This window comes from Neptunomonas japonica JAMM 1380 (assembly GCF_016592555.1).
GTDB lineage: Bacteria > Pseudomonadota > Gammaproteobacteria > Pseudomonadales > Balneatricaceae > Neptunomonas > Neptunomonas japonica_A.
In genome coordinates this window covers 3,536,873-3,556,404 of record NZ_AP014546.1, presented here as the reverse complement: position 1 = coordinate 3,556,404, position 19,532 = coordinate 3,536,873, and the positions used below count along the sequence as shown (strand labels likewise).

The following is a 19,532-nucleotide window of genomic DNA, read 5'->3' as shown; positions in this document are numbered from 1 at the left end:
ATTGTTTAGTTAGATTGGAAGTTTGATGAAAGAGATTATTTTACTCACGATATCCGGTGAAGATAAGCCGGGCGTAACCTCGACTATAACGTCTATTTTGGCTGGGTTTCAGGTCAATATACTAGATATAGGACAGGCTGTTATTCATAACACCTTGTCTTTAGGTATTCTTATTGAGGTTCCGCAGGTATCGGAATCTTCGCCTATTTTACGTGACTTGTTATTCAAAGCACATGAAATGGATATGAAGGTTCGTTTTCAGCCGGTTGGTGAAGAAGAATATGAGCAGTGGGTTGCGGGCCAAGGTAAGTCACGCCATATTATTACGCTACTCGCGCGTAAAATAACGGCTGCGCACATTGCTGCGGTAACTGATGTTGCCTCTCAGCACGGTCTTAATATTGATAAAATTACGCGTTTATCAGGCCGTTTGTCGCTGGGTGGTGAATCACAAGAGAAAGCGAAAGCTTGTGTTGAGTTCTCTGTACGTGGTGCGTCTAGTGATCTGTCGCTACTGCAAGAAGAGTTTCTGCGCACGGCTAGTGATTTGGATGTCGATATTGCTTTCCAGGAAGATAATATTTTCCGTCGTAACCGTCGATTGGTTGTGTTCGATATGGACTCAACGCTGATTGAAGCTGAAGTAATTGATGAGTTAGCTAAAGAGGCGGGCGTCGGTGATCAGGTGATTGAGATTACTGAAGCGGCCATGCGTGGTGAACTCGACTTCAATGAAAGCTTTCGCCGTCGTGTAGCTCTCCTTAAAGGGTTAGATGCCAGTGTGCTTGAGTCCGTTGCGCAACGTTTGCCGATGACTGAAGGCGCTGAAGAGTTGGTTTCAAGCTTGAAAGCGTTGGGCTTCAAAACGGCAATACTGTCAGGTGGATTTACTTATTTTGCTGAGAAGCTGCAGCAACAGCTTGGTTTTGATTATGTGTATGCTAACAAGCTGGACATTAAAGACGGGATTGTCACGGGAGATGTGGTCGGTGAAATTGTTAACGGTAATCGTAAGGCTGAGCTGTTAAGAGAGATTGCTGAGCGTGAAGGTGTGCGTTTAGAGCAGACAATTGCTGTTGGCGATGGCGCTAATGATTTACCTATGTTGTCAATTGCAGGGCTGGGTATTGCTTTTAGAGCCAAACCGCTGGTACGACAGAGTGCTAAACAAGCAATTTCTACGCTGGGGCTTGATGGTATTTTATATCTGATAGGGTTTAGAGACCGAGATTCATTGCAGTAATATGGTTCGTTAAGCTAATTGCCCTGAGTCTCGTTGTAGGCTGAAGTAGAAAAATGCCAGTGCTGTTATTAGTACTGGCATTTTTATTAGCCCTCAAAAAAATCATAGTCCATTTTTTCTCTGGGTGGTTGTAAGTAGTAACCCTGAATAAGTCCAACACCTGATTTCCATAAGCGGCTCATGACTTTAGGGTCTTCTATCAGTGGTGCGATGGTTATTTTCCCCTGAGATTTTAAGGCCTCAATCATCTCTTCAAACGTATCATCTAATGCGGGTGCTGATGCGAGTTCTTGTACAAAAGAGCCATCAATTTTAACGTACTCGGCATTTATTTGACGAAGAACTTGGTTGGCGCTGCTAGAGCAGCCAAAGTGTTTTATGCATATTAGGCAGTGAAGTTTCTTTAAGCCCTCAACAAATGCTTGTGCGCTCGCTAAATGGCTGGAGCAGTCGCTTTCGCTAATTTGGAATACTAGAAGGTCGGCGGGGATTCTAAACTCTCTGAGCTGTTCTGAGAGCCACAGGAGGATATCTGGATCTCCCCAGGTGCGTTTAGTTACGCTGATAAATAAACGGTGCTTATTGCCGCTGTCGAGCTCTTCACGTAAATGACGAATGCATTCTTGAATAACCCAGCGGTCCATCGTAGTGCTTAATTCCGCTATTTCTACTGTTTCTAAAAACAGTGAAGGTGATATTTCGTTGTTGTTATTATCAAGTAGTCTGAGTAGGGCTTCATAGTGGCTTAATTGACTGTTGTAAGAGAGTGGCACTATGGGTTGATAAAGAAGTTTGAATTGCTGTTTCTCAATAGCATTTTTTAGGGCGTTGATTGCCTTGCTTGCATCTTGTTCGGACGGGTTTGTATCTGGTATGTAGAACATCACCCCATTCTCATTATTTGAGCTGATGCTTTTGGCGGCAGACTGTGCGCGTTCAATTAGTTCGGTTGTGTTCGGCGATGTGTCTGTGATCGTGGTGACGCCTATTGCGCAGGTAATCGCCACTTCTGCGTTATTAATGTGTGACCTGTGCTGTGTGATAGCTGCGCATAACTTTTCAGCGGCGACGGCGGCTTTATCAGGGTTGGGGTCTTGGAAGATAATACTAAAACTAGCATCTGAGAGCCTGCCTTTTGTGTGTACGGGGTTTATCTGTGCTTTGAGTAGGTCGGCAAGGTCTCGGGCGATATGATCGCAGCAGTCGCTGCCGTAGTCAGCACGAATGTTTTTGTAGTTGTTAATGTTGATATAAAAGAGATGGCAGTCATGCCCGCCTGGTAATGCGGCTTGAATGGTTTCATCAAGGCGGCGTTGGAAAAAGTCAGTGTTATACAGACCGGTGATAGGGTCGTGTTCACTAAATGACTTCTTACTTTTTTGAAGGTTTTCTGCACGAACGGTTACTTGAACGCATGCTTTGTTGTTCATGCGTGTTTCCTGAAGTTCTATATGGGCATTAAAGTTGGAATCATCAGCTCTTCGGCCTGTGAGTTGGAAGATTAGCTCTTTAAGATTTTCTTCTGCAAAGTAGCGAACTTGTTCGTGTAGTTCGTTGCTGTCTTGTGGCACAACAAATTGCTCGATGGGTTTGCCTTCGAGCTTTTCTGGGTTGTCGTAACCAAATAGCAAAGCAAAGGCATTGTTTGCCAGCAGTAGGCGCTCAGCATCAAAATAGGCTATCGCGAGTGTTGAGCGTTCTACCAACATCTTGCCGCGCTTCTCTGCCTCGTTTAATTGCGCTTCAGCTTGTCGCATACGTCGCCGGTTTTCTAAGTGCTCAAGCTCTCGCCTAATGGTGATTAACAGTAATTCTTTTTCTTCGAGTGGAACTACGGCTTGCATATTGGCTTTTAAGCCTTGTAGCGACAGTTGGCTATCTGCATGGGAAACGAGCTGTATAACAGGAATGTCTTTGTCAAAACGCTTAAGGTGGTGTATTGCGTGTTTGATGGCAAAGTCTTCGCGTTCCGACGTGCAAATAATCAAGTCCCAGGAGCGTTCACTAAGGGCTTCTAGAAACTCTGCTTCGGTGTTGAGTTGCCTGCCTCTAGGTGCAAGTCGTGCACCACGCAGTAGGGATATAATTGGATCTGTTTCTTCGGGTCTAAGGCCTAAGAAAAGAAGCTGAACATTTTTACGTAGTCTTTGACGGCGTTGGTCAGATAGGCGCTGTAATAATGCGTCTGAAGTGGTGACCGCTTCTTTCATTCCAATCTTCCTTTAATTCAGCATCCATCTAAAGCAATAGACTATCAATTAAAGTTTAGCTGGTTTAAAGAGTGATGTCAGGAAAAGAGAAGAGAAAATGGCAGGGGTAGAAGGATTTGAACCTACGCATGCTGGAATCAGAATCCAGTGCCTTACCGCTTGGCGATACCCCTGTAGTAGAGAGTATGAATCAGATGATTCAAGAGAGAAATGGTAGGGGTAGCAGGATTTGAACCTGCGCATGACGGGATCAAAACCCGTTGCCTTACCGCTTGGCTATACCCCTATTTCTCTTCGAATGGTGGCGATGGCGGGATTTGAACCTGCGACCCACGCATTATGAATGCGTTGCTCTAACCAACTGAGCTACATCGCCGTAGTCATTCGAGGCGCGCATTATTCTATTTTTTTGAAAACCTGTCAACACGTAATGTGTAAAAAAATTGAAATAGTTGAAATGGCGTTGATTTATATGAAAAAGCCGACGTGAAGTCGGCTTTTATTGGCTAGGATGAATGCTAGTTTATACGTTGAAACGGTAATGAATAACGTCGCCATCCTTCAGTACGTAGTCTTTTCCTTCTAAGCGCCACTTTCCAGCATCTTTAGCGCCTTGCTCACCGTTAAACTCGATGAAGTGTTCGTAACTAATGACTTCAGCACGAATAAAGCCTTTTTCAAAATCTGTGTGTATGACCCCGGCTCCTTGTGGTGCTGTGGCGCCTATTGAAACGGTCCAGGCGCGTACTTCTTTAACGCCTGCTGTGAAATAGGTCTGTAGGCCTAAAAGCTCGTATCCTGCGCGAATTAGGCGGTCTAGCCCTGCCTCGTCCATGCCCAAATCTTGCAGAAATTCGCTCTTCTCATCATCATCAAGTTCCGCTATTTCTGCTTCCAGTTTATTGCAGATAGCAACAACCTGAGCACCTTCGGCGGTAGCAAATTCGATAACTTTATCTAAATGTGGGTTATCTTCAAAGCCGTCTTCATCTACATTGGCGATATACATCATAGGTTTGATGCTAAGTAGGTGGAAAGTTGAAATGATTTTTAGCTCTTCAGGGCTAAAGCTTAATGCGCGAGCAGATAGGCCTTCTTCTAAATGAGGCTTTAAGCGTTCAAGTAGCTCTTTAGCTTTGATGGCGTCTTTATCGCCGCCTTTAGCTTGTTTCTGGACTTTGAATAGCTGCTTTTCAACAGAATCTAGGTCAGCCAGTGCTAGCTCCATATTGATGATTTCAATGTCAGCAATAGGGTCGATTTTATTGGCAACATGTATGACATTGTCGTTATCAAAGCAACGAACAACGTGTGCAATAGCATCTGTTTCGCGGATATTGGCAAGAAACTTATTGCCGAGCCCTTCACCTTTTGATGCGCCGGCAACGAGCCCTGCAATATCAACAAACTCCATTGTTGTTGGTAAAATTCGCTCTGGATTGACGATAGCAGCAAGGTTATCTAAGCGAGTGTCGGGCATTGGAACAACGCCAGAGTTCGGCTCGATAGTGCAGAAAGGAAAGTTAGCCGCGTCAATGCCTGCTTTCGTGAGCGCGTTGAAAAGTGTTGATTTGCCTACGTTAGGCAGGCCAACGATTCCGCATTTAAAACCCATAGTGTTATTACCTTTCGTTAGCCTTTAAAGCTGTGGAGTTTATTCATGGCTTTCGCCCATTCGCCGCAAGTGGCTTCAGGAAGATAGTGGATCGCTTCTTCGATCGCAGCTTGAGTGCTATCACGATCGCTGATGGGAGCTTTGTTCAAAACAAAGTCAGCCACAGCGTTTGCATGGCCGGGATGTCCGATGCCAAGACGTAATCTGTAAAAGTTTTTGTTATTTCCCTGTTTGCTGATGATATCTCTTAAACCATTGTGGCCACCGTGGCCGCCGCCTTTTTTAAAGCGTGCAATGCCGGGAGGTAGGTCGAGTTCGTCGTGAGCAACAAGAATGTTTTCTGGAGAAATTTTGTAAAAATTGGCAAGCGCCGATACAGATTGCCCACTGAGATTCATGTAGGTGGTCGGTATCAATAGATGTATTGTCTGATTGTTCAGAGTAGTTTTCCCATACAAGCCGTAAAACTTCTTTTCGGCTTGTAGGGGAGTGAGTTGTCGAGCAGCAAGTTGCTCGACAAACTCGGCACCGGCATTATGACGGGTTTTAGCGTATTGGCTGCCTGGGTTACCCAAGCCAACAATGAGCTGGATCGTGTCTTTCATGCCAGAGCGGGTGTCCTATGGCTAAATATATTACTTAGCACCACGTGGAGAGTAGATGTAACCGATACCTTGGTTATGGTCTCCACCACGACGCAATGCAGCAACCTCAACACCTTCAGGCATAGAGATGTCTGACAAATGAAGTGTTTGACCAATTTCAACATTTGTTAGGTCAACAACCAATGCTTCTGGCAAGTTTTCAGGTAGGCACAAAACCTCAACAACGTTGCTTTCAGCAGCAAATTTAGCAGCAGCCTTAGAAGCAGCAGATTTTTCAAAATTAGCGAACTGCAGAGGAACAGTAATTTTGATTTTCTGATCGCTAACAACGCGCTGAAAATCAGCGTGCATGATCAATAATTTAGCTGGGTGACGCTGCAAATCTTTGATGATTACTTTTTCTTCTTTTCCGTCAATTTTCAAAGTCAGAATTGAAGAGAAGAAAGTTTCATCAGAAAGTTGCTTGATCAGATCTTTGTTGATCATTGAGATCGAAACAGGTGTTTCGCTGCCGTATACAACACCTGGTACCAGGCCTTCGTGACGCAGGCGGCGGCTCGCACCTTTCCCCTGATCTTCACGAGATACAGCTTCAACTACAAAATTAGACATTTTTTTACCTATAAATAACTACCTTTAGAACCGCGCGACCAAGGCCCTAAAGTGATTGATTTAGTCCTTTTCAGGACTTCGTGTACCCGGTAGCGGGCTTTTTTTCTTACAGGCAGTGTTCGCGATTAGCGGAACATAGCGCTGATAGATTCTTCGTTGCAAACGCGTCGTACGGCTTCTGCCAACAAGGGCGCTAGCGTTAGTTGACGAATTTTGCTGCACTGTTGTGCATCTTTTGTTAGAGGAATCGTGTCAGTAACCACCAATTCATCTAGCATTGAATTTGTAATGTTGTTAATAGCTGGGCCTGATAATACTGCGTGAGTAGCGTACGCAATAACACGAGCGGCACCGTTTTCTTTTAGTGCTTGTGCAGCTTTGCACAAGGTGCCAGCTGTATCGCACATATCATCAACAAGAATACAGGTACGATTTTCTACATCACCAATGATGTTCATAACCTGAGATTCGTTCGCGCGTTCGCGGCGTTTATCGATGATAGCAAGATCGCAATCCAGTTGCTTAGCAACGGCGCGAGCACGCACTACACCACCAACGTCTGGAGAGACGACCATTGGGTTTTCGTATTGCTGATCAATAATGTCATCTAATAGAACTGGAGAACCATAAACGTTATCCACAGGAACAGAGAAGAATCCCTGAATCTGGTCAGCATGTAGATCTACTGTAAGAACGCGGTCTACACCAATAGTTGTCATCATATCGGCAACAACTTTAGCTGTGATAGCTACACGAGCTGAACGCGGACGACGATCCTGTCGAGCGTAACCAAAATATGGTACTACAGCTGTAATTCTTGCTGCTGATGCGCGACGTAGTGCATCAGCCAAGACAATCAATTCCATGAGGTTGTCGTTGGTCGGTGCGCAAGTGGATTGAATAATAAAAACATCTCGACCGCGGACGTTTTCCTGGATTTCGACACTGACTTCACCATCGCTAAAACGAGCAACGTGAGCTTTACCCATCGGTATATCGAGACGATCGACAACTTTGAGCGCTAGCTCAGGGTTTGCATTGCCAGTGAAAACCATCATTTCAGACATGGTGTGCACCTTTTCGGACTGTTCTTCATTGGAATTCATGTTGAGTGAGAACTCACCATAGATTATTGGCTGGGGTAGCAGGATTTGAACCTGCGCATGACGGGATCAAAACCCGCTGCCTTACCGCTTGGCTATACCCCACTATCATCTTTGGAGGTAATTCCCCTCAAAAAGAGGGCGCTATTCTCTTAAAAACAGCCAGAATGGTCAAGTAAAAACGAAAATTGTGCTCTTTTTAATCAATAATTCGCCAGTTCCGTAAAATCAGTGTCAACTTTAACTCTTCGCGGCTCATTGTTAACTTTTTAGGAAGGCTGGCTTTGTTACCGTCAACGTAACTCTGGTATTCAATATTCCAACCTTGCTGAGTTAGTTTTGCCAAACGATTGTCGGTCAGTGTCAGGTCGTAGGTGCTGCTAGGGGAGGGGATGCCTTTGATCCAATATTGTGCATCTTTAACGGGGATTTCCCAGCCAAGACGTAGGCTTAGTAGCTCTTCAGGAGAGCCGGCAGCTAATGGCTGCTCACCAGGAATCTCTAGTGTTGAAGAGTATTGGTCGCCGCTAATGGTAGCGCCACCCTGACCGAGTGGGCCCTTTAAGCTAATATTGTATGCTTGTTGGTTTTGATTCCAAGTTAGGGACGCTGATTGTGAGTCATCAGGGGTGCGAATGCCTATTTTTCCTGACGTATTCCAATGAGATATCTGCTTGATAACTGCCTGGTGTTCTTCCCAGCTAATAGTGGATTTAGGTTCTGGGGCTTGAGTTTTAGGTATAAGGCTACAGCCTGTCATTATTAATGAAAGGGTCATCAGTAAAAGTATATTTTTCATAGCTGTCCGTTCAGTGTTTTCTCGGTATTCATAATATGAGGGTTTTCTGGGAACTTACTCGAAAGCTCGGTGAACAGTTCTTGAGCTTGCTGATTTTTGTTCTGGGCTACCAGAACTGCAATAAGGTGACTGCCTACTTCTGGATCTGGGTATACTTTATAGGCTTTAGTTAAATAGGTGAGCGCTTCATCGTAACGGTTGAGCTTGAACAATATCCATCCGATTGAATCCATAACGGCGGGGTCATCCGGTTTTAAACTGATAGCTTTGCTAAGTAATTGGTAAGCTTCTTGATAACGCTCGGTATAGAGTGACAAGGTATAACCGAGAGCGTTCAATGCCATGGCGTTGTTAGGGTCTTTATTTAGAATAAATCTAAAATCTGCCTCTGACTGAGGGAACTCTTCAGGAGGTCGCATCATAGCGCGCGAATAACGTAGAGGGATATGATCGGGGTAGGTTGAAATTCCTTTATCTAAGCTTGTGATTGCTTGCTTTTCAAATTTGAAACTTCTCAGCCAATCCGCGTATACATTGATCAAATCAGGTGCTAATTCAGCATGGTTTGCTGTCGCTTTGGTGATGATGTCAGTAACACGAGGCTCTTTGGTGTCGCCGGCTAATAGTGCAAGTGTACGTGTGTATGCTTGCAGTACGTTGTTACCACGGTTTACTTGCAAATAGTGCTGTATAGCGAGCTCTGGATTGTCTAGCTGTTCTTCTATTAATCCGAGATAAAAATGTAACGATGTATCTCGCGTGCGTGAGTACAAGGTTTGCAATATAGCTTTACTGTCGTCAAGGCGGTTGAAGTCTAATGCTAATAAAGCAAGGTATAGATGAAGTTGGTTATCAGTGCGAAAGCTGGAGATAAGTTGATTGCTTTCTTTAACGGCAGTTTTGGGCTGGTTGCCTTTGTAAAGCGTTTGGATTTTTAGAATAGTGAGCTGCTTGTTTTCCGGATCTCTTTTAAGGCCCGCTGCAATCACATCGAGTGCCTGAGAGTATTTGCCGCTATCTTTCAGTAAGTCTGCTTTTTGAATAATGACAGTTTCATTTTTAGGGTTTAGCTTAAGGGCTTTATTAAAACTATATAGCGCGTTGTTATTGTCAGACACTCGCCTCTCGAGTATTCCACGTGATAGCCATAGCTCTGAATTTTTGGGAGTGCGTTGTGTCTGTTTGTTGATGATGCTCAAATATGCCTGCGCTTCTTTAGGTGGCATTTTAGCAGCGTGGCTGTTGAGTAGCGCCAATATTTGGTGGCTGTTAGTCGTTAATGCACCCTCAATGAAAGGCAGTGCCTTTGAAAATTTGCCTTGTTGAATGAGCAAGCCAACCAATAATGTTTGCGGTTCTTGGCTATCAGGTTCGTATTTGACCCATATTCTTGCAGCTTTTTCGAGCGAGCTTGCGTCTTTAGTGAACTGTGCGATGCGAGCGGCACGTCTGATAATGCCGGGGTCGCCCGTTAATTCTGCTTGTTTTAGGTACTTCTCAAGAGAAACATCGTATTGCTGTTGATGCCCCGCTAATTCAGCAATCAGAAGGTCGTATAATGATTCGCCATTTAGCTCACCTTGCTGATAAGTGCTTTCCCAAGCAGGCGTTGGCGCTACTGTTTCGTTCGGCTGCTGCGTTGAGCTGCACCCGCTCAGTATTCCTGTACTGATAATCAACAAACAGAGTATTTTTTTTAGCACAATATATAATCGATCCAAGGTTGATGTACTACTGACTATTGTCACTATAGTAGAATTTGATACGCCTTGTCATCGCCAAAGCATATCCTGATTAGTGTAATACTCTGTAAATAGGTTCCATTTAGTGCATTTTCAGGCGCGGGGAATTTCATGTTTTAGGCTAAATCGGTGTATCATTGCGCGCTTATTGATAGTCTGGTGTAGTTAATCGATCCATGTCTCTTCTTGCTTTAGGCATTAATCATAAAACGGCGTCTGTCTCCGTCAGAGAACGAGTGGCATTCAGTCCTGATAAATTGGCGGATGCTTTGCGGCAGGCCCATGGCTTTGCACAGCTAAAAGAAATTGCCATTCTCTCTACTTGTAACCGAACAGAACTTTATTGTTCAACTGAGTTGTCGGGAACGCGTGCGGTATTGGAGTGGTTAGGTGAGTATCATGGCCTTGAGCTGAGTGAGCTTGAAGCGTGTGCTTATACTCATTGGGATGAGTCTGCGGCTAAGCATATGATGCGGGTTGCCAGTGGATTGGATTCTTTGGTTTTAGGTGAGCCGCAAATTTTGGGGCAGCTTAAATCAGCCTATTCTTTATCACAGGAGCAAGGGTTAGTGGGTGCTGAACTGGGGCGTTTGTTTCAGCAAACCTTTTCAGTAGCTAAAAAAGTCCGCACTGATACAGCCATAGGCGAAAACCCAGTATCTGTTGCTTATGCGGCCGTTAATCTTGCGCAGCATATATTCTCTGATCTTAAAGACAGTAGGGCGCTGTTAATTGGTGCAGGTGAAACTATAGAGCTAGTAGCTCAGCATCTGGTAAACGCAGGCGTTAGTAATATTACAGTTGCGAACCGTACGGTGAGCCGTGCTTTAAGTGTTGCTGAAGCTTTTAACGGTAAAGCTGTGATGCTTGGAGATATTCCTGACGTTTTAGCTGATGCCGATATTATTATTTCATCTACCGCTAGCCAGTTACCTATTTTAGGTAAAGGTGCGGTCGAAAATGCATTAAAAAAACGCAAGCATCGACCTATTTTCATGGTTGATATTGCTGTGCCGCGAGATATTGAACCGCAAGTCGCTGATCTTGATGATGTGTATTTATACACAGTTGATGATTTGCGTGAAGTGATTGAAGAAAATCAGCGTAGTCGTGAGAGTGCTGCGAAAGAGGCTGAGGCTATTATCGATGTTGGTGCTCATGAGTTTATGCGCCAATTGCGGTCGCTTGATGCAGTCGATACCGTCACTCAGTTACGTGGGCGCTATGAGGCTTTGCGTGACCAAGAAGTTGAAGTTGCTTTGAAGCAATTGAAAAAAGGTAAAGATCCCGAGGAAGTACTCGCTCAGATGGCTCGCCGTTTGACTAATAAAGTACTTCATCACCCAACAATTCAGCTACGAAAAGCGAGTGCTGAAGGGCAATCTGATGTTGTAACTGCCGCACAAACGCTTTTCCAGTTATCTGATTCGGACGAAAACTAATACATGAAAGAGTCTATTCAAGCCAAGCTGGATAAGCTAGCAGATCGCTTTGAGGAACTGGCAGCACTATTAAGTGATGCGGACGTTATCTCAAACCAAAACAAATTTCGCGATTTCTCTAAAGAATATTCAGAGCTAGAGCCTGTGGTGCAGGCTTATAGTGCATTCCAGCAAGCAGAGAGTGATGTGGCAGAAGCGCAGCTAATGATGGAAGATACTGATCCTGATATGCGTGAGATGGCCAAAGAAGAATGGTCAGATGCGCAAGCACGTATTGCGACCCTAGAGGATGAACTCCAGATTCACTTGCTACCTAAAGACCCCAATGACGGCAGTAATGTTTTCTTGGAAGTGCGAGCAGGTACTGGTGGTGATGAAGCGGCTATCTTCTCCGGTAATCTTTTTAGAATGTATTCTAAGTTTGCTGAAGCACAAGGTTGGCGTATAGAAGTTATTAGTGCCAATGAAGGCGAGCATGGTGGTTATAAAGAGCTGATAGCCCGTATTGTAGGGCAAGATGTTTTCTCGCGGATGAAGTTTGAATCGGGTGCGCATCGTGTTCAACGAGTGCCCGAAACTGAATCTCAGGGGCGTATCCATACTTCGGCATGCACCGTGGCCGTTATGCCTGAACTGGATGAAGTGGCTCAAGTTGAAATTAATAAAGCTGATTTGCGTGTTGATACTTATCGTGCTTCTGGTGCGGGTGGACAGCATGTCAATAAAACAGACTCCGCTATCCGTATTACTCATATTCCTAGTGGTCTTGTTGTTGAGTGTCAGGAAGAGCGCTCTCAACATAAGAACCGTGCCAAAGCGATGGCTTTGTTGGCGTCGCGCTTACAGTCTGCAGAGAAAGAAAAACACGAAGCGGAGCAGGCCACGACACGTAAGAGTTTAGTGGGTAGTGGTGATCGTTCTGAACGTATTCGGACTTATAATTATCCTCAGGGCCGAATTACTGACCATCGCATTAACCTAACGCTTTATAAGCTTGATGAGATCATGGAAGGCAAGCTGGAAGAAGTTATTAATCCGCTGATGCATGAATACCAAGCTGAGTTGTTAGGGGCGCTGTCTGAGTAGCAGGAGTGACTATGCATATTGCTGAGGCTCTATTGTGCTCTAAACAATTAGAAGAGGTCAGTGATTCGTCTAAGTTAGATACTGAATTGCTGTTATGTCATGTGTTAGATAAGCCCTCTAGCTATTTGATGACTTGGCCAGAAAAACCGCTTTTAGTTAGCCAGCAGCAGCAGTTTCTTACATTGATGGCGCGCCGCTCCATCGGTGAGCCTATTGCCTATATTTTGGGTACCCAGGCTTTTTGGACTTTAGATCTTGAAGTCTCGCCGGATACCCTTATTCCTCGCGCCGACACAGAAGTGTTGGTTGAAACTGCACTCTCTCTTTTTGCTAATGTCCCGTTTCTTGATCGACCATTTAGAGTGGCTGATCTAGGAACCGGAACTGGCGCTATTGCTCTCGCTTTGGCAAGTGAGCGACCGACGTGGGAAGTATGGGGATGTGACCGCATTGATGCGGCGGTTGCGTTGGCGCAACGTAACCAGAAAAGATTAGGTCTAGCTCAGGTGAGCTTTGTTCAAGGCAATTGGCTTGAACCATTCTCTGGACTTTTTGACATGATTGTTAGTAACCCACCGTATATAGATTCAAGAGATGAGCATCTTGACCAAGGTGATGTGCGTTTTGAACCACGTAGTGCGTTAATCGCTGATGATGAAGGTCTATCGGATATTCAGCATATCATTAGTGCTGCCACTGACTATCTTGTGACTGATGGATGGCTACTGTTTGAGCATGGTTACCAACAGGGGGCTGCCGTGAGGCAATTATTTAATGATTGTGGCTATCAGCAGGTAAATACCTGTCAGGACTATGCGGGTAACGATCGTGTTACGCTGGGTTGTTGGAAAGTCGGCTAATCGGTACGCACGCTATTAGGTTGTTAGATAAATAAGGTGCTGGAGAAAATAATAATGCTAAGTGATGATCAGTTACTACGTTACAGTCGCCAAATTATGTTACCTGATGTGGATATTGATGGTCAGGAGCGTTGGCTAGCCTCTAAAGTGCTCATAATAGGCTTAGGCGGGTTAGGTAGCCCTGTATCCCTTTATCTGGCTGCTGCGGGCATTGGTGAGCTGGTCTTAGTGGATGACGATCAGGTTGATCTTTCTAACCTGCAGCGTCAAGTGGTTCATACGACAGCCCGTATAGGTATGAAAAAAGTAGATTCCGCCGCACAGATGCTACGCGATATTAATCCAGATATTAATATCGTAACGCGTGCTGAGCGTTTAGGTGCCGATGCATTACAAGCGCTTGTTGCTCAAGTTGATTTGGTGCTGGATTGTACTGATAACTTTGCAACACGTTTTGCTGTAAACCACGCATGTGTTAAGCATAAAAAGCCGTTGGTATCGGGCGCAGCTATTCGTATGGAAGGCCAAATTGCGGTCTACCAGCCTGGAGTAGAAGGAAGCCCTTGTTACCAGTGTTTATATACCGAAGGAGATGATGAAACGCTAACGTGCTCTGAATCTGGCGTGCTTTCTCCATTAGTCGGTATTATTGGCTCTATGCAGGCTTTGGAAGCGCTGAAGGTGTTGGCTAATATAGGCACGACTTTAACGGGTCGATTATTGTTGTTGGATGCAAAGCATATGGAATGGCGTTCCCTTAAATTGAAACAAGACCCGGCTTGCCCTGTTTGCGCCAATAAGGAGGTTAGTGCATGAGCGAAATCGAAAAGGTAAAACGTGTTCTTGAGAGCAGCCGAGTCATTGCATTGGTTGGTGCGAGCCTAAAACCAGAGCGTGCTAGTTACCGGGTGATGGCTTTTTTACTTAACCAAGGCTACCAGGTTATTCCTGTTAATCCTGTTAAAGCAGGGCAGCAGTTGCATGGCCAAACTATTTTGGCATCATTGCAGGATATCTCTGAAACTGTGGATTTGGTGGATGTGTTTCGCAATTCCGAGGCGGCAGCGAGTGTAGTAGATGATGCTATTGGTATCGGTGCAAAAGCTGTGTGGATGCAGCTTGGTGTGATTAATCAGCCTGCGGCTGATCGGGCTGAGGCTGCAGGACTCGATGTGATTATGGATCGTTGTCCTGCGATTGATATACCAAGTTTGGGTATATCAAAAATTTCGTAAGTTTTTGTTGGGTTTATAGTTTCTCCTATAGTGTCATCTCACCGCATAGAGGGGATGACATCAGTTCTTTAATATGTTCAATATCTGTTTCAGTCGCTAATAAAAACAGTAGCTTGGTATAAGCCGCTTCAACAGTCATATCGGCACCGGGAATCACGCCTAGTTGATTGAGACGCGCGCCCGTTGCATAAGACCCTTGTATTACCTGTCCTGAGTGGCAAAGAGTCAGGTTAACGATGACTACACCACGATTGTTGGCTGTTTCCAGCAAAGACATCAAGCATTGATTATTATCAGGGGGGTTTCCTGCCCCGTAGCTCAGCATAATAACGCCTTTTATATCAGGGTTATCTAGTATTGATGTCAACTGAGCATCATTGATGCCTGGGTAAAGGTGCAGTTGTGCAATATGTTCAGTGCCGCAGTTTGGCGTTTTAAATTGCGACGTATTATTTTGCGTGTTTTTAGCCTGCTCTATGCTTTTAGTACTGTTATCAAACAATTTAATTTGGATGCCTGACTGTCCTAGAGGACTATAATTAGGCGATGCAAAAGCGCGTAATGACGAGGTATGAACTTTCTTGGCGCGATTACCTCTCAATAATTGCCCATCAAAACAGATGCAGACTTCTTGGTTGTTGGGTTCGCGGGCGAACTCAATAGCATTCAGTAAATTATTAGTGGCATCGGTTCTGGGTTGAGCTAAAGGAATTTGCGAACCGGTTAAAATGACGGGTTTACTTAAACCGCAAAGCATAAAAGACAACGCTGAGGCTGTGTAGGCCATGGTGTCGGTGCCGTGAAGAATGACGAAACCATCATATTTATCATAATGCAGCGTAATCAGCTCTGCTAATGTGGCCCAATCGGCAGGCACTATATTTGAGCTATCAATGAGCTTGTCGAGTTCGATAATGTCAAAAGGCTGAAGAGCCGAGATAGATACTTTATTGAGGCGTTGCTCTAATAGTTCATTGAACCCGCCTTGTGGTACGTAGCCAGATGCCGAAGGCCACATACCAATGGTACCGCCAGTATAAATAATTAGAACGCGGGATTTGTTCATGTAGCGGCCTCAATTGGGGGTGTTCATACAGCCGTTTTCATGGGGCTAGTATTTGCGGCAGCAGAGCTTAGATGATTTAGGGGATGAGTTCCATAGCTAAGATCTGGCATTAATGCTGCGAGCATGCGGCTGTCTGGTATATTGAGTTGGATCGGTGGGCTATTGGCGGTAATACCACGAATACAGCGATGGTTTAGCATGTAGATAGCAGAGCTAAGCATTTTCATGGAATTGAGAATGTTATAGATAATGACCGGTTCCATGGCGTTTAGCTGTTGAGAACCTGCCTCTGCGGCCATGCACACGGTGACATCATGCCCAATGACTTGGAAAGCGGTTTGGCTAACAGCCTCAGGAATAACAGGGCTAACAACACCTGGAACAAGCGAGGAACCTGCTTGTGTAATGGGGAGGTTAATCTCATTAAAATTAGTCCGTGGATCGTTAGATAGTATGCATATTGCATTGCAAATTTTGGCGAGCTTTATCGCTAATTTTCTTTGAATAGCAGACGTCTTCACAAATGCTTCCATATCAGAGTGGTTATCAGATGATTCTTTATCTGATGTGATAGGTAGCGCTGATATATGTGTCAGATGTTTTATTGTAGATTTCGTATAATCAGGATGAACACTGTTTGTTTGATATTGCGATGTACTATTAAGGTTTGTCGCGCATAGTTGTGTGCAGGCGCTTTGTATATTTACGATCTCTTCTTTCAGGGAGGCTGCAAAGTCGGCAAACTCACTTCCTAGCATTTTTGTAGCGGTATCTTGTAAGTGAGTGCCTTTTACAAGAGGAGTTCGAGCGAACTCTTCTGCCTTCTTCTCAAAGCTGCTTTTAATAGAGGAGAGCGCATGTGTGAGTGTCTGTGTACTTAATACAATTGATAATCGTGCTGCTGTGGCGTATGCATCATTGTTTGTCTGTGATTTATTAACGTCATTGTTGGGGTGAAGGTACTGATACTCACCTTTTTCGTGACCCATGATAGAGAGCGCTAAGTTAGCAATAACCTCATTGGCGTTCATGTTAGTTGATACCCCGGCACCTCCCTGGATTAAATCAACAACGAATTGGTTATGTAGCTCTCCTTCACGAATACGTATGCAAGCTTGGCGAATAGCATTGGTTTTTTTACTGCTGAGTAACCCCAGTTCGTGGTTTGCTTCAGCTGACGCTTGTTTCACCATTGTTAATGTATTGATGAGATCTTGAAACTGGTGAATAGGTACACCAGAGGTATTGAAATTGCGCAAGGCGCGTAATGTCTGAATGCCGTACCAAGCAGTGTCTGGGAGTGTCTCATCGCCTAATAAATCATGTTCTTTTCGGTTATTCATTGGGCGACTAGCTCTTTATTAAGTAGGTGATTACCATTCAATCATACTTAAGTTGCATCTATCTATTAGGCATTGATGCAGTTTTTGATGCAGAATGTTGCTTGAAATGCATCATATAGCACCACTATAGTTGAAGTGTCTAAATTAAAGGCTGTGTATATGTATCAGGACCTGTCCAGTAATCTAAAATTGCTCTGCAGTTATTACGACTCTATTGCCGATGTGTGCCGTCGTCTGAATCTTAATCGTACACAGTTCAATCGGTATCTAAGTGGTCGTTATAAGCCTTCGCCAAAAACTATGCGAAAGCTCTGTGATTTTTTTGGTGTAGAGGAGTATGAATTACTGCTTCCTGTCGCTCAGTTCGAGCGCCTTATTCAAGTGCGTCCGAAAGTCATTGCCCCCTCTGGACCACCTCGAGTCGAAGATAGTCATCTGCAAACCCTGAGTCATGCCAGTTCGGCACAGATGGAAAAGTACGTGGGGTATTATTTTGAGTACTATATGTCGATGGCGTGTCCTGGCAAGGTGCTTCGAAATTTGATCTGTATTGAAAAACGCGATGAAGGTTATTATTACCAACGTACCGAGAGATTAAAAGAAAGTCCTACTGAAGCAGCATTTCATAGTAAATATATAGGGATGGCTTTATTTTTAACTGATCGCATCTTCATGATTGATTATGAAGCGTTAGCGACGAATGAAGTTACCGAAACGGTTTTGATTCCAAGTTATAAGAATCGTATCAGCCGCTTAAATGGTTTAAGGATTGGTGTGCCTGCCAATGGCGTAAGAAAGCCTAGCTGTGCCCGTGTGGTGATGGAGTATTTAGGTTTGCAGGTTGATATCCGAAAAGCGTTAGGGCTCTGTGGCCTCTATGAGTTGAATGATGATGCCATAGACGACTCTATTAAGGTGTCGGTGCGTAATCAGATGAATGAGGCTGATTGGCACTTTACAGCGCGCGCTTAAATTGAGTTCCTAGGGGCTTAAAAACATCTGTCTGATACGCAGATCATCAACGGCGCGTTTTACATGCTGCTTTAGCTCTTCAGGTAATGACTGAGGCCATTGAGCTGGTGTTTGAACGCCAGAAGCTATCAAAAAATTAAGTAGCTCTTTGTTTTGAGTCTCTAGTGCATAATTCAACGCGCTGAGCCCTTGTGAGTCTTCTTGGTTAAGGTCAATCCCATATTCTATAAAACGACTCAGGTGAAGCATTAACTCTGTGACAGAGCAGTGCTTAAAACAGGCGGCTATTAAATGTGTGTTTTCTTCTTGGGCTTTATACTCAGTACTCGAACCTGATTGTAGCAATGCATTGATGAGTGGCAAGCTCTGCACCTGCTTAAGGGCAAGTAACAAGTAAGGCTCATTGGTCGATGATAGCTGCTCAATGTTAGCTCCGGCAGCAATTACCATGATAAGAGCTTTGGGTTGTTGTGCAAGAATGGCAGTTTCAATAGCACTAAGCTGTTGGTCTGTTTGGTCGTTTAGTATTGCTGAATCGATGTTTTGTAGCCGTTTAGCAAGGGCGGCTAAATCACCTGCTTTAATTGCTTTAAATAGCTTGGATATTTTTTGTTTTTTGAATAGCGTTAGCATGCTTAGATAACCTCTAAAATTTTCATCAGATAGATGCCGCTGCTTAGCGTAAATACTGAGCCGATAGTCGTCGTTAAAATAATATTAGCGGCCAGCTGTGCATTGCCTCCCATGGCTTTTGCCATGACAAAGCTTGCTGCCGCAGTAGGGCAGCCAAAAAGCACAAACATTATTACTAAGTCTTGATCTGTGAAACCCGCTTGCCAAGCTCCTAAAGTGAGAACGACTGGGAGAATAAGTAATTTAGTTGCCGTAGCCCAGAATGCTTGGAATGATGTGTGTTTTAGGCTCTTTAAATTCAATGTGGCACCAATAGTGAGTAGCGCTAAGGGTAATGTAAGGTTAGCAAAGTAACGGCCAGTGCGGTCAACGACTTCGGGTAACGAGAAGCCGAAATAGGAAAAAGGCAGTGCGAGTAGTACCGCAATAATTAAGGGGTTTTTTAATATCTCTACGATCACGCCGCTCAGTGATAGAGCGTTACTGTTTTTCATGGGCAGTGAGAGGACAATGATCGATAGTACGTTATATAGAGGAATGACCAATGCAAGCAGTAATGACGCTTGGGCCAGACCTGTTTGGCCAAATAAATTGAAGCTTACCGCTAACCCTATAATCCCATAGTTACTGCGAAAAGATCCTTGAATAAAAACACCAAGGTCTTCGGGTTTATGGATCCATTGTTTCGCTAGCAACCAGATAGCGATAAATGTAATCAATGTTCCGGCGGCTACATAACTGAGTTGTGCGGGATTAAAAACTGCTTGAAAGTCAGTTCTAGCGATACTCATAAAAACGAGGGTTGGTAGCGTAATTATAAACACCAGTTTAGATCCAGTGCTGACAAACGCCTCGTCAATAAGTGATGTGCGTTTTAATATAACGCCCATAAATACGATAAAAAAGATGGGCGCCACAATGTTGGCTGTAAAAACCAATGTATCTAGGTAAAGCGCCACGTAAAGC

General features: G+C 44.4%; 18 protein-coding genes and 4 tRNA genes. 7 read left to right on the top strand and 15 right to left on the bottom strand.

All coding sequences use genetic code 11. From position 1 onward, the window contains the following. Nucleotides 1-25: 25 nt before the first annotated feature. Nucleotides 26-1,243, top strand: a complete 1,218-nt coding sequence (serB, locus tag NEJAP_RS16760) for a phosphoserine phosphatase SerB (RefSeq protein WP_201348293.1) — start codon at nt 26-28, stop codon at nt 1,241-1,243. Between the two features lie 86 nt (nt 1,244-1,329). Here the strand turns inward: serB and NEJAP_RS16755 are convergent, their stop codons facing one another. The 11 genes from NEJAP_RS16755 to NEJAP_RS16705 all read right to left on the bottom strand — a co-directional run bounded on the left by NEJAP_RS16755 (nt 1,330) and on the right by NEJAP_RS16705 (nt 9,890). Continuing rightward, the gene (locus NEJAP_RS16755; protein WP_201348292.1) at nt 1,330-3,453 is read right to left on the bottom strand and encodes an EAL domain-containing protein; all 2,124 of its coding nucleotides are present in this window, start codon (nt 3,451-3,453) and stop codon (nt 1,330-1,332) included. A 98-nt stretch (nt 3,454-3,551) separates the two neighbouring features. Further along, a tRNA-Gln gene (locus NEJAP_RS16750) sits at nt 3,552-3,626 on the bottom strand. A 38-nt stretch (nt 3,627-3,664) separates the two neighbouring features. Continuing rightward, nucleotides 3,665-3,739: transfer RNA gene (locus tag NEJAP_RS16745), tRNA-Gln, on the bottom strand. A 13-nt stretch (nt 3,740-3,752) separates the two neighbouring features. After that, nucleotides 3,753-3,829: transfer RNA gene (locus NEJAP_RS16740), tRNA-Met, on the bottom strand. A gap of 147 nt (nt 3,830-3,976) precedes the next feature. Further along, nucleotides 3,977-5,068, bottom strand: coding sequence for a redox-regulated ATPase YchF (ychF, locus tag NEJAP_RS16735; RefSeq protein WP_201348291.1), 1,092 nt, complete (start codon nt 5,066-5,068; stop codon nt 3,977-3,979). Between the two features lie 17 nt (nt 5,069-5,085). Beyond that, nucleotides 5,086-5,673, bottom strand: coding sequence for an aminoacyl-tRNA hydrolase (gene pth, locus NEJAP_RS16730; protein WP_201348290.1), 588 nt, complete (start codon nt 5,671-5,673; stop codon nt 5,086-5,088). Between the two features lie 30 nt (nt 5,674-5,703). Further along, complete coding sequence (locus NEJAP_RS16725; RefSeq protein ID WP_201348289.1) at nt 5,704-6,285, bottom strand: 50S ribosomal protein L25/general stress protein Ctc; 582 nt, start codon at nt 6,283-6,285, stop codon at nt 5,704-5,706. A gap of 125 nt (nt 6,286-6,410) precedes the next feature. Further along, nucleotides 6,411-7,352, bottom strand: a complete 942-nt coding sequence (locus NEJAP_RS16720) for a ribose-phosphate pyrophosphokinase (RefSeq protein ID WP_028469602.1) — start codon at nt 7,350-7,352, stop codon at nt 6,411-6,413. A gap of 66 nt (nt 7,353-7,418) precedes the next feature. Further along, nucleotides 7,419-7,493, bottom strand: a tRNA-Gln gene (locus NEJAP_RS16715). Between the two features lie 94 nt (nt 7,494-7,587). Next, nucleotides 7,588-8,187, bottom strand: a complete 600-nt coding sequence (lolB, locus tag NEJAP_RS16710; protein ID WP_201348288.1) for a lipoprotein insertase outer membrane protein LolB — start codon at nt 8,185-8,187, stop codon at nt 7,588-7,590. Continuing rightward, complete coding sequence (locus NEJAP_RS16705; RefSeq protein WP_201348287.1) at nt 8,184-9,890, bottom strand: tetratricopeptide repeat protein; 1,707 nt, start codon at nt 9,888-9,890, stop codon at nt 8,184-8,186. Before NEJAP_RS16705 ends, lolB begins: the two co-directional genes overlap by 4 nt. A gap of 215 nt (nt 9,891-10,105) precedes the next feature. On the opposite strand from NEJAP_RS16705, the gene hemA reads away from it, so the two are divergent. Genes hemA through NEJAP_RS16680 form a run of 5 tightly spaced genes read left to right on the top strand, consistent with a single transcriptional unit; the run spans nt 10,106 to nt 14,552 of the window. After that, a complete protein-coding gene (hemA, locus tag NEJAP_RS16700) occupies nt 10,106-11,371 on the top strand; it encodes a glutamyl-tRNA reductase (protein WP_201348286.1) in 1,266 nt (421 codons plus the stop codon). Between the two features lie 3 nt (nt 11,372-11,374). Further along, on the top strand, nt 11,375-12,457 hold the full coding sequence (prfA, locus tag NEJAP_RS16695; protein WP_201348285.1) for a peptide chain release factor 1: 1,083 nt from the start codon (nt 11,375-11,377) through the stop codon (nt 12,455-12,457). Nucleotides 12,458-12,468: 11 nt separating this feature from the next. Beyond that, the gene (gene prmC, locus NEJAP_RS16690) at nt 12,469-13,317 is read left to right on the top strand and encodes a peptide chain release factor N(5)-glutamine methyltransferase (protein WP_201348284.1); all 849 of its coding nucleotides are present in this window, start codon (nt 12,469-12,471) and stop codon (nt 13,315-13,317) included. A 54-nt stretch (nt 13,318-13,371) separates the two neighbouring features. Continuing rightward, nucleotides 13,372-14,133, top strand: coding sequence for a HesA/MoeB/ThiF family protein (locus tag NEJAP_RS16685; RefSeq protein WP_201348283.1), 762 nt, complete (start codon nt 13,372-13,374; stop codon nt 14,131-14,133). Beyond that, nucleotides 14,130-14,552, top strand: a complete 423-nt coding sequence (locus NEJAP_RS16680; protein ID WP_201348282.1) for a CoA-binding protein — start codon at nt 14,130-14,132, stop codon at nt 14,550-14,552. The genes NEJAP_RS16685 and NEJAP_RS16680 overlap by 4 nt, the downstream gene beginning before the upstream one ends. A gap of 25 nt (nt 14,553-14,577) precedes the next feature. Here NEJAP_RS16680 and NEJAP_RS16675 read toward each other — a convergent pair whose 3' ends face one another. Further along, nucleotides 14,578-15,618, bottom strand: a complete 1,041-nt coding sequence (locus NEJAP_RS16675) for a type I asparaginase (protein WP_201348281.1) — start codon at nt 15,616-15,618, stop codon at nt 14,578-14,580. Nucleotides 15,619-15,641: 23 nt separating this feature from the next. Next, nucleotides 15,642-16,961, bottom strand: a complete 1,320-nt coding sequence (locus NEJAP_RS16670; RefSeq protein WP_201348280.1) for a lyase family protein — start codon at nt 16,959-16,961, stop codon at nt 15,642-15,644. A gap of 159 nt (nt 16,962-17,120) precedes the next feature. Here NEJAP_RS16670 and NEJAP_RS16665 point away from each other — a divergent pair, with 159 nt between their 5' ends. Next, on the top strand, nt 17,121-17,933 hold the full coding sequence (locus NEJAP_RS16665; RefSeq protein WP_201348279.1) for a helix-turn-helix domain-containing protein: 813 nt from the start codon (nt 17,121-17,123) through the stop codon (nt 17,931-17,933). A gap of 9 nt (nt 17,934-17,942) precedes the next feature. Here the strand turns inward: NEJAP_RS16665 and NEJAP_RS16660 are convergent, their stop codons facing one another. Then, nucleotides 17,943-18,566: an ankyrin repeat domain-containing protein gene (locus tag NEJAP_RS16660; RefSeq protein WP_201348278.1), complete on the bottom strand. Its 624-nt coding sequence runs from the start codon at nt 18,564-18,566 to the stop codon at nt 17,943-17,945. Between the two features lie 2 nt (nt 18,567-18,568). Then, nucleotides 18,569-19,525, bottom strand: a complete 957-nt coding sequence (locus NEJAP_RS16655; RefSeq protein ID WP_201348277.1) for an AEC family transporter — start codon at nt 19,523-19,525, stop codon at nt 18,569-18,571. Between the last annotated feature and the right edge of the window lie 7 nt (nt 19,526-19,532).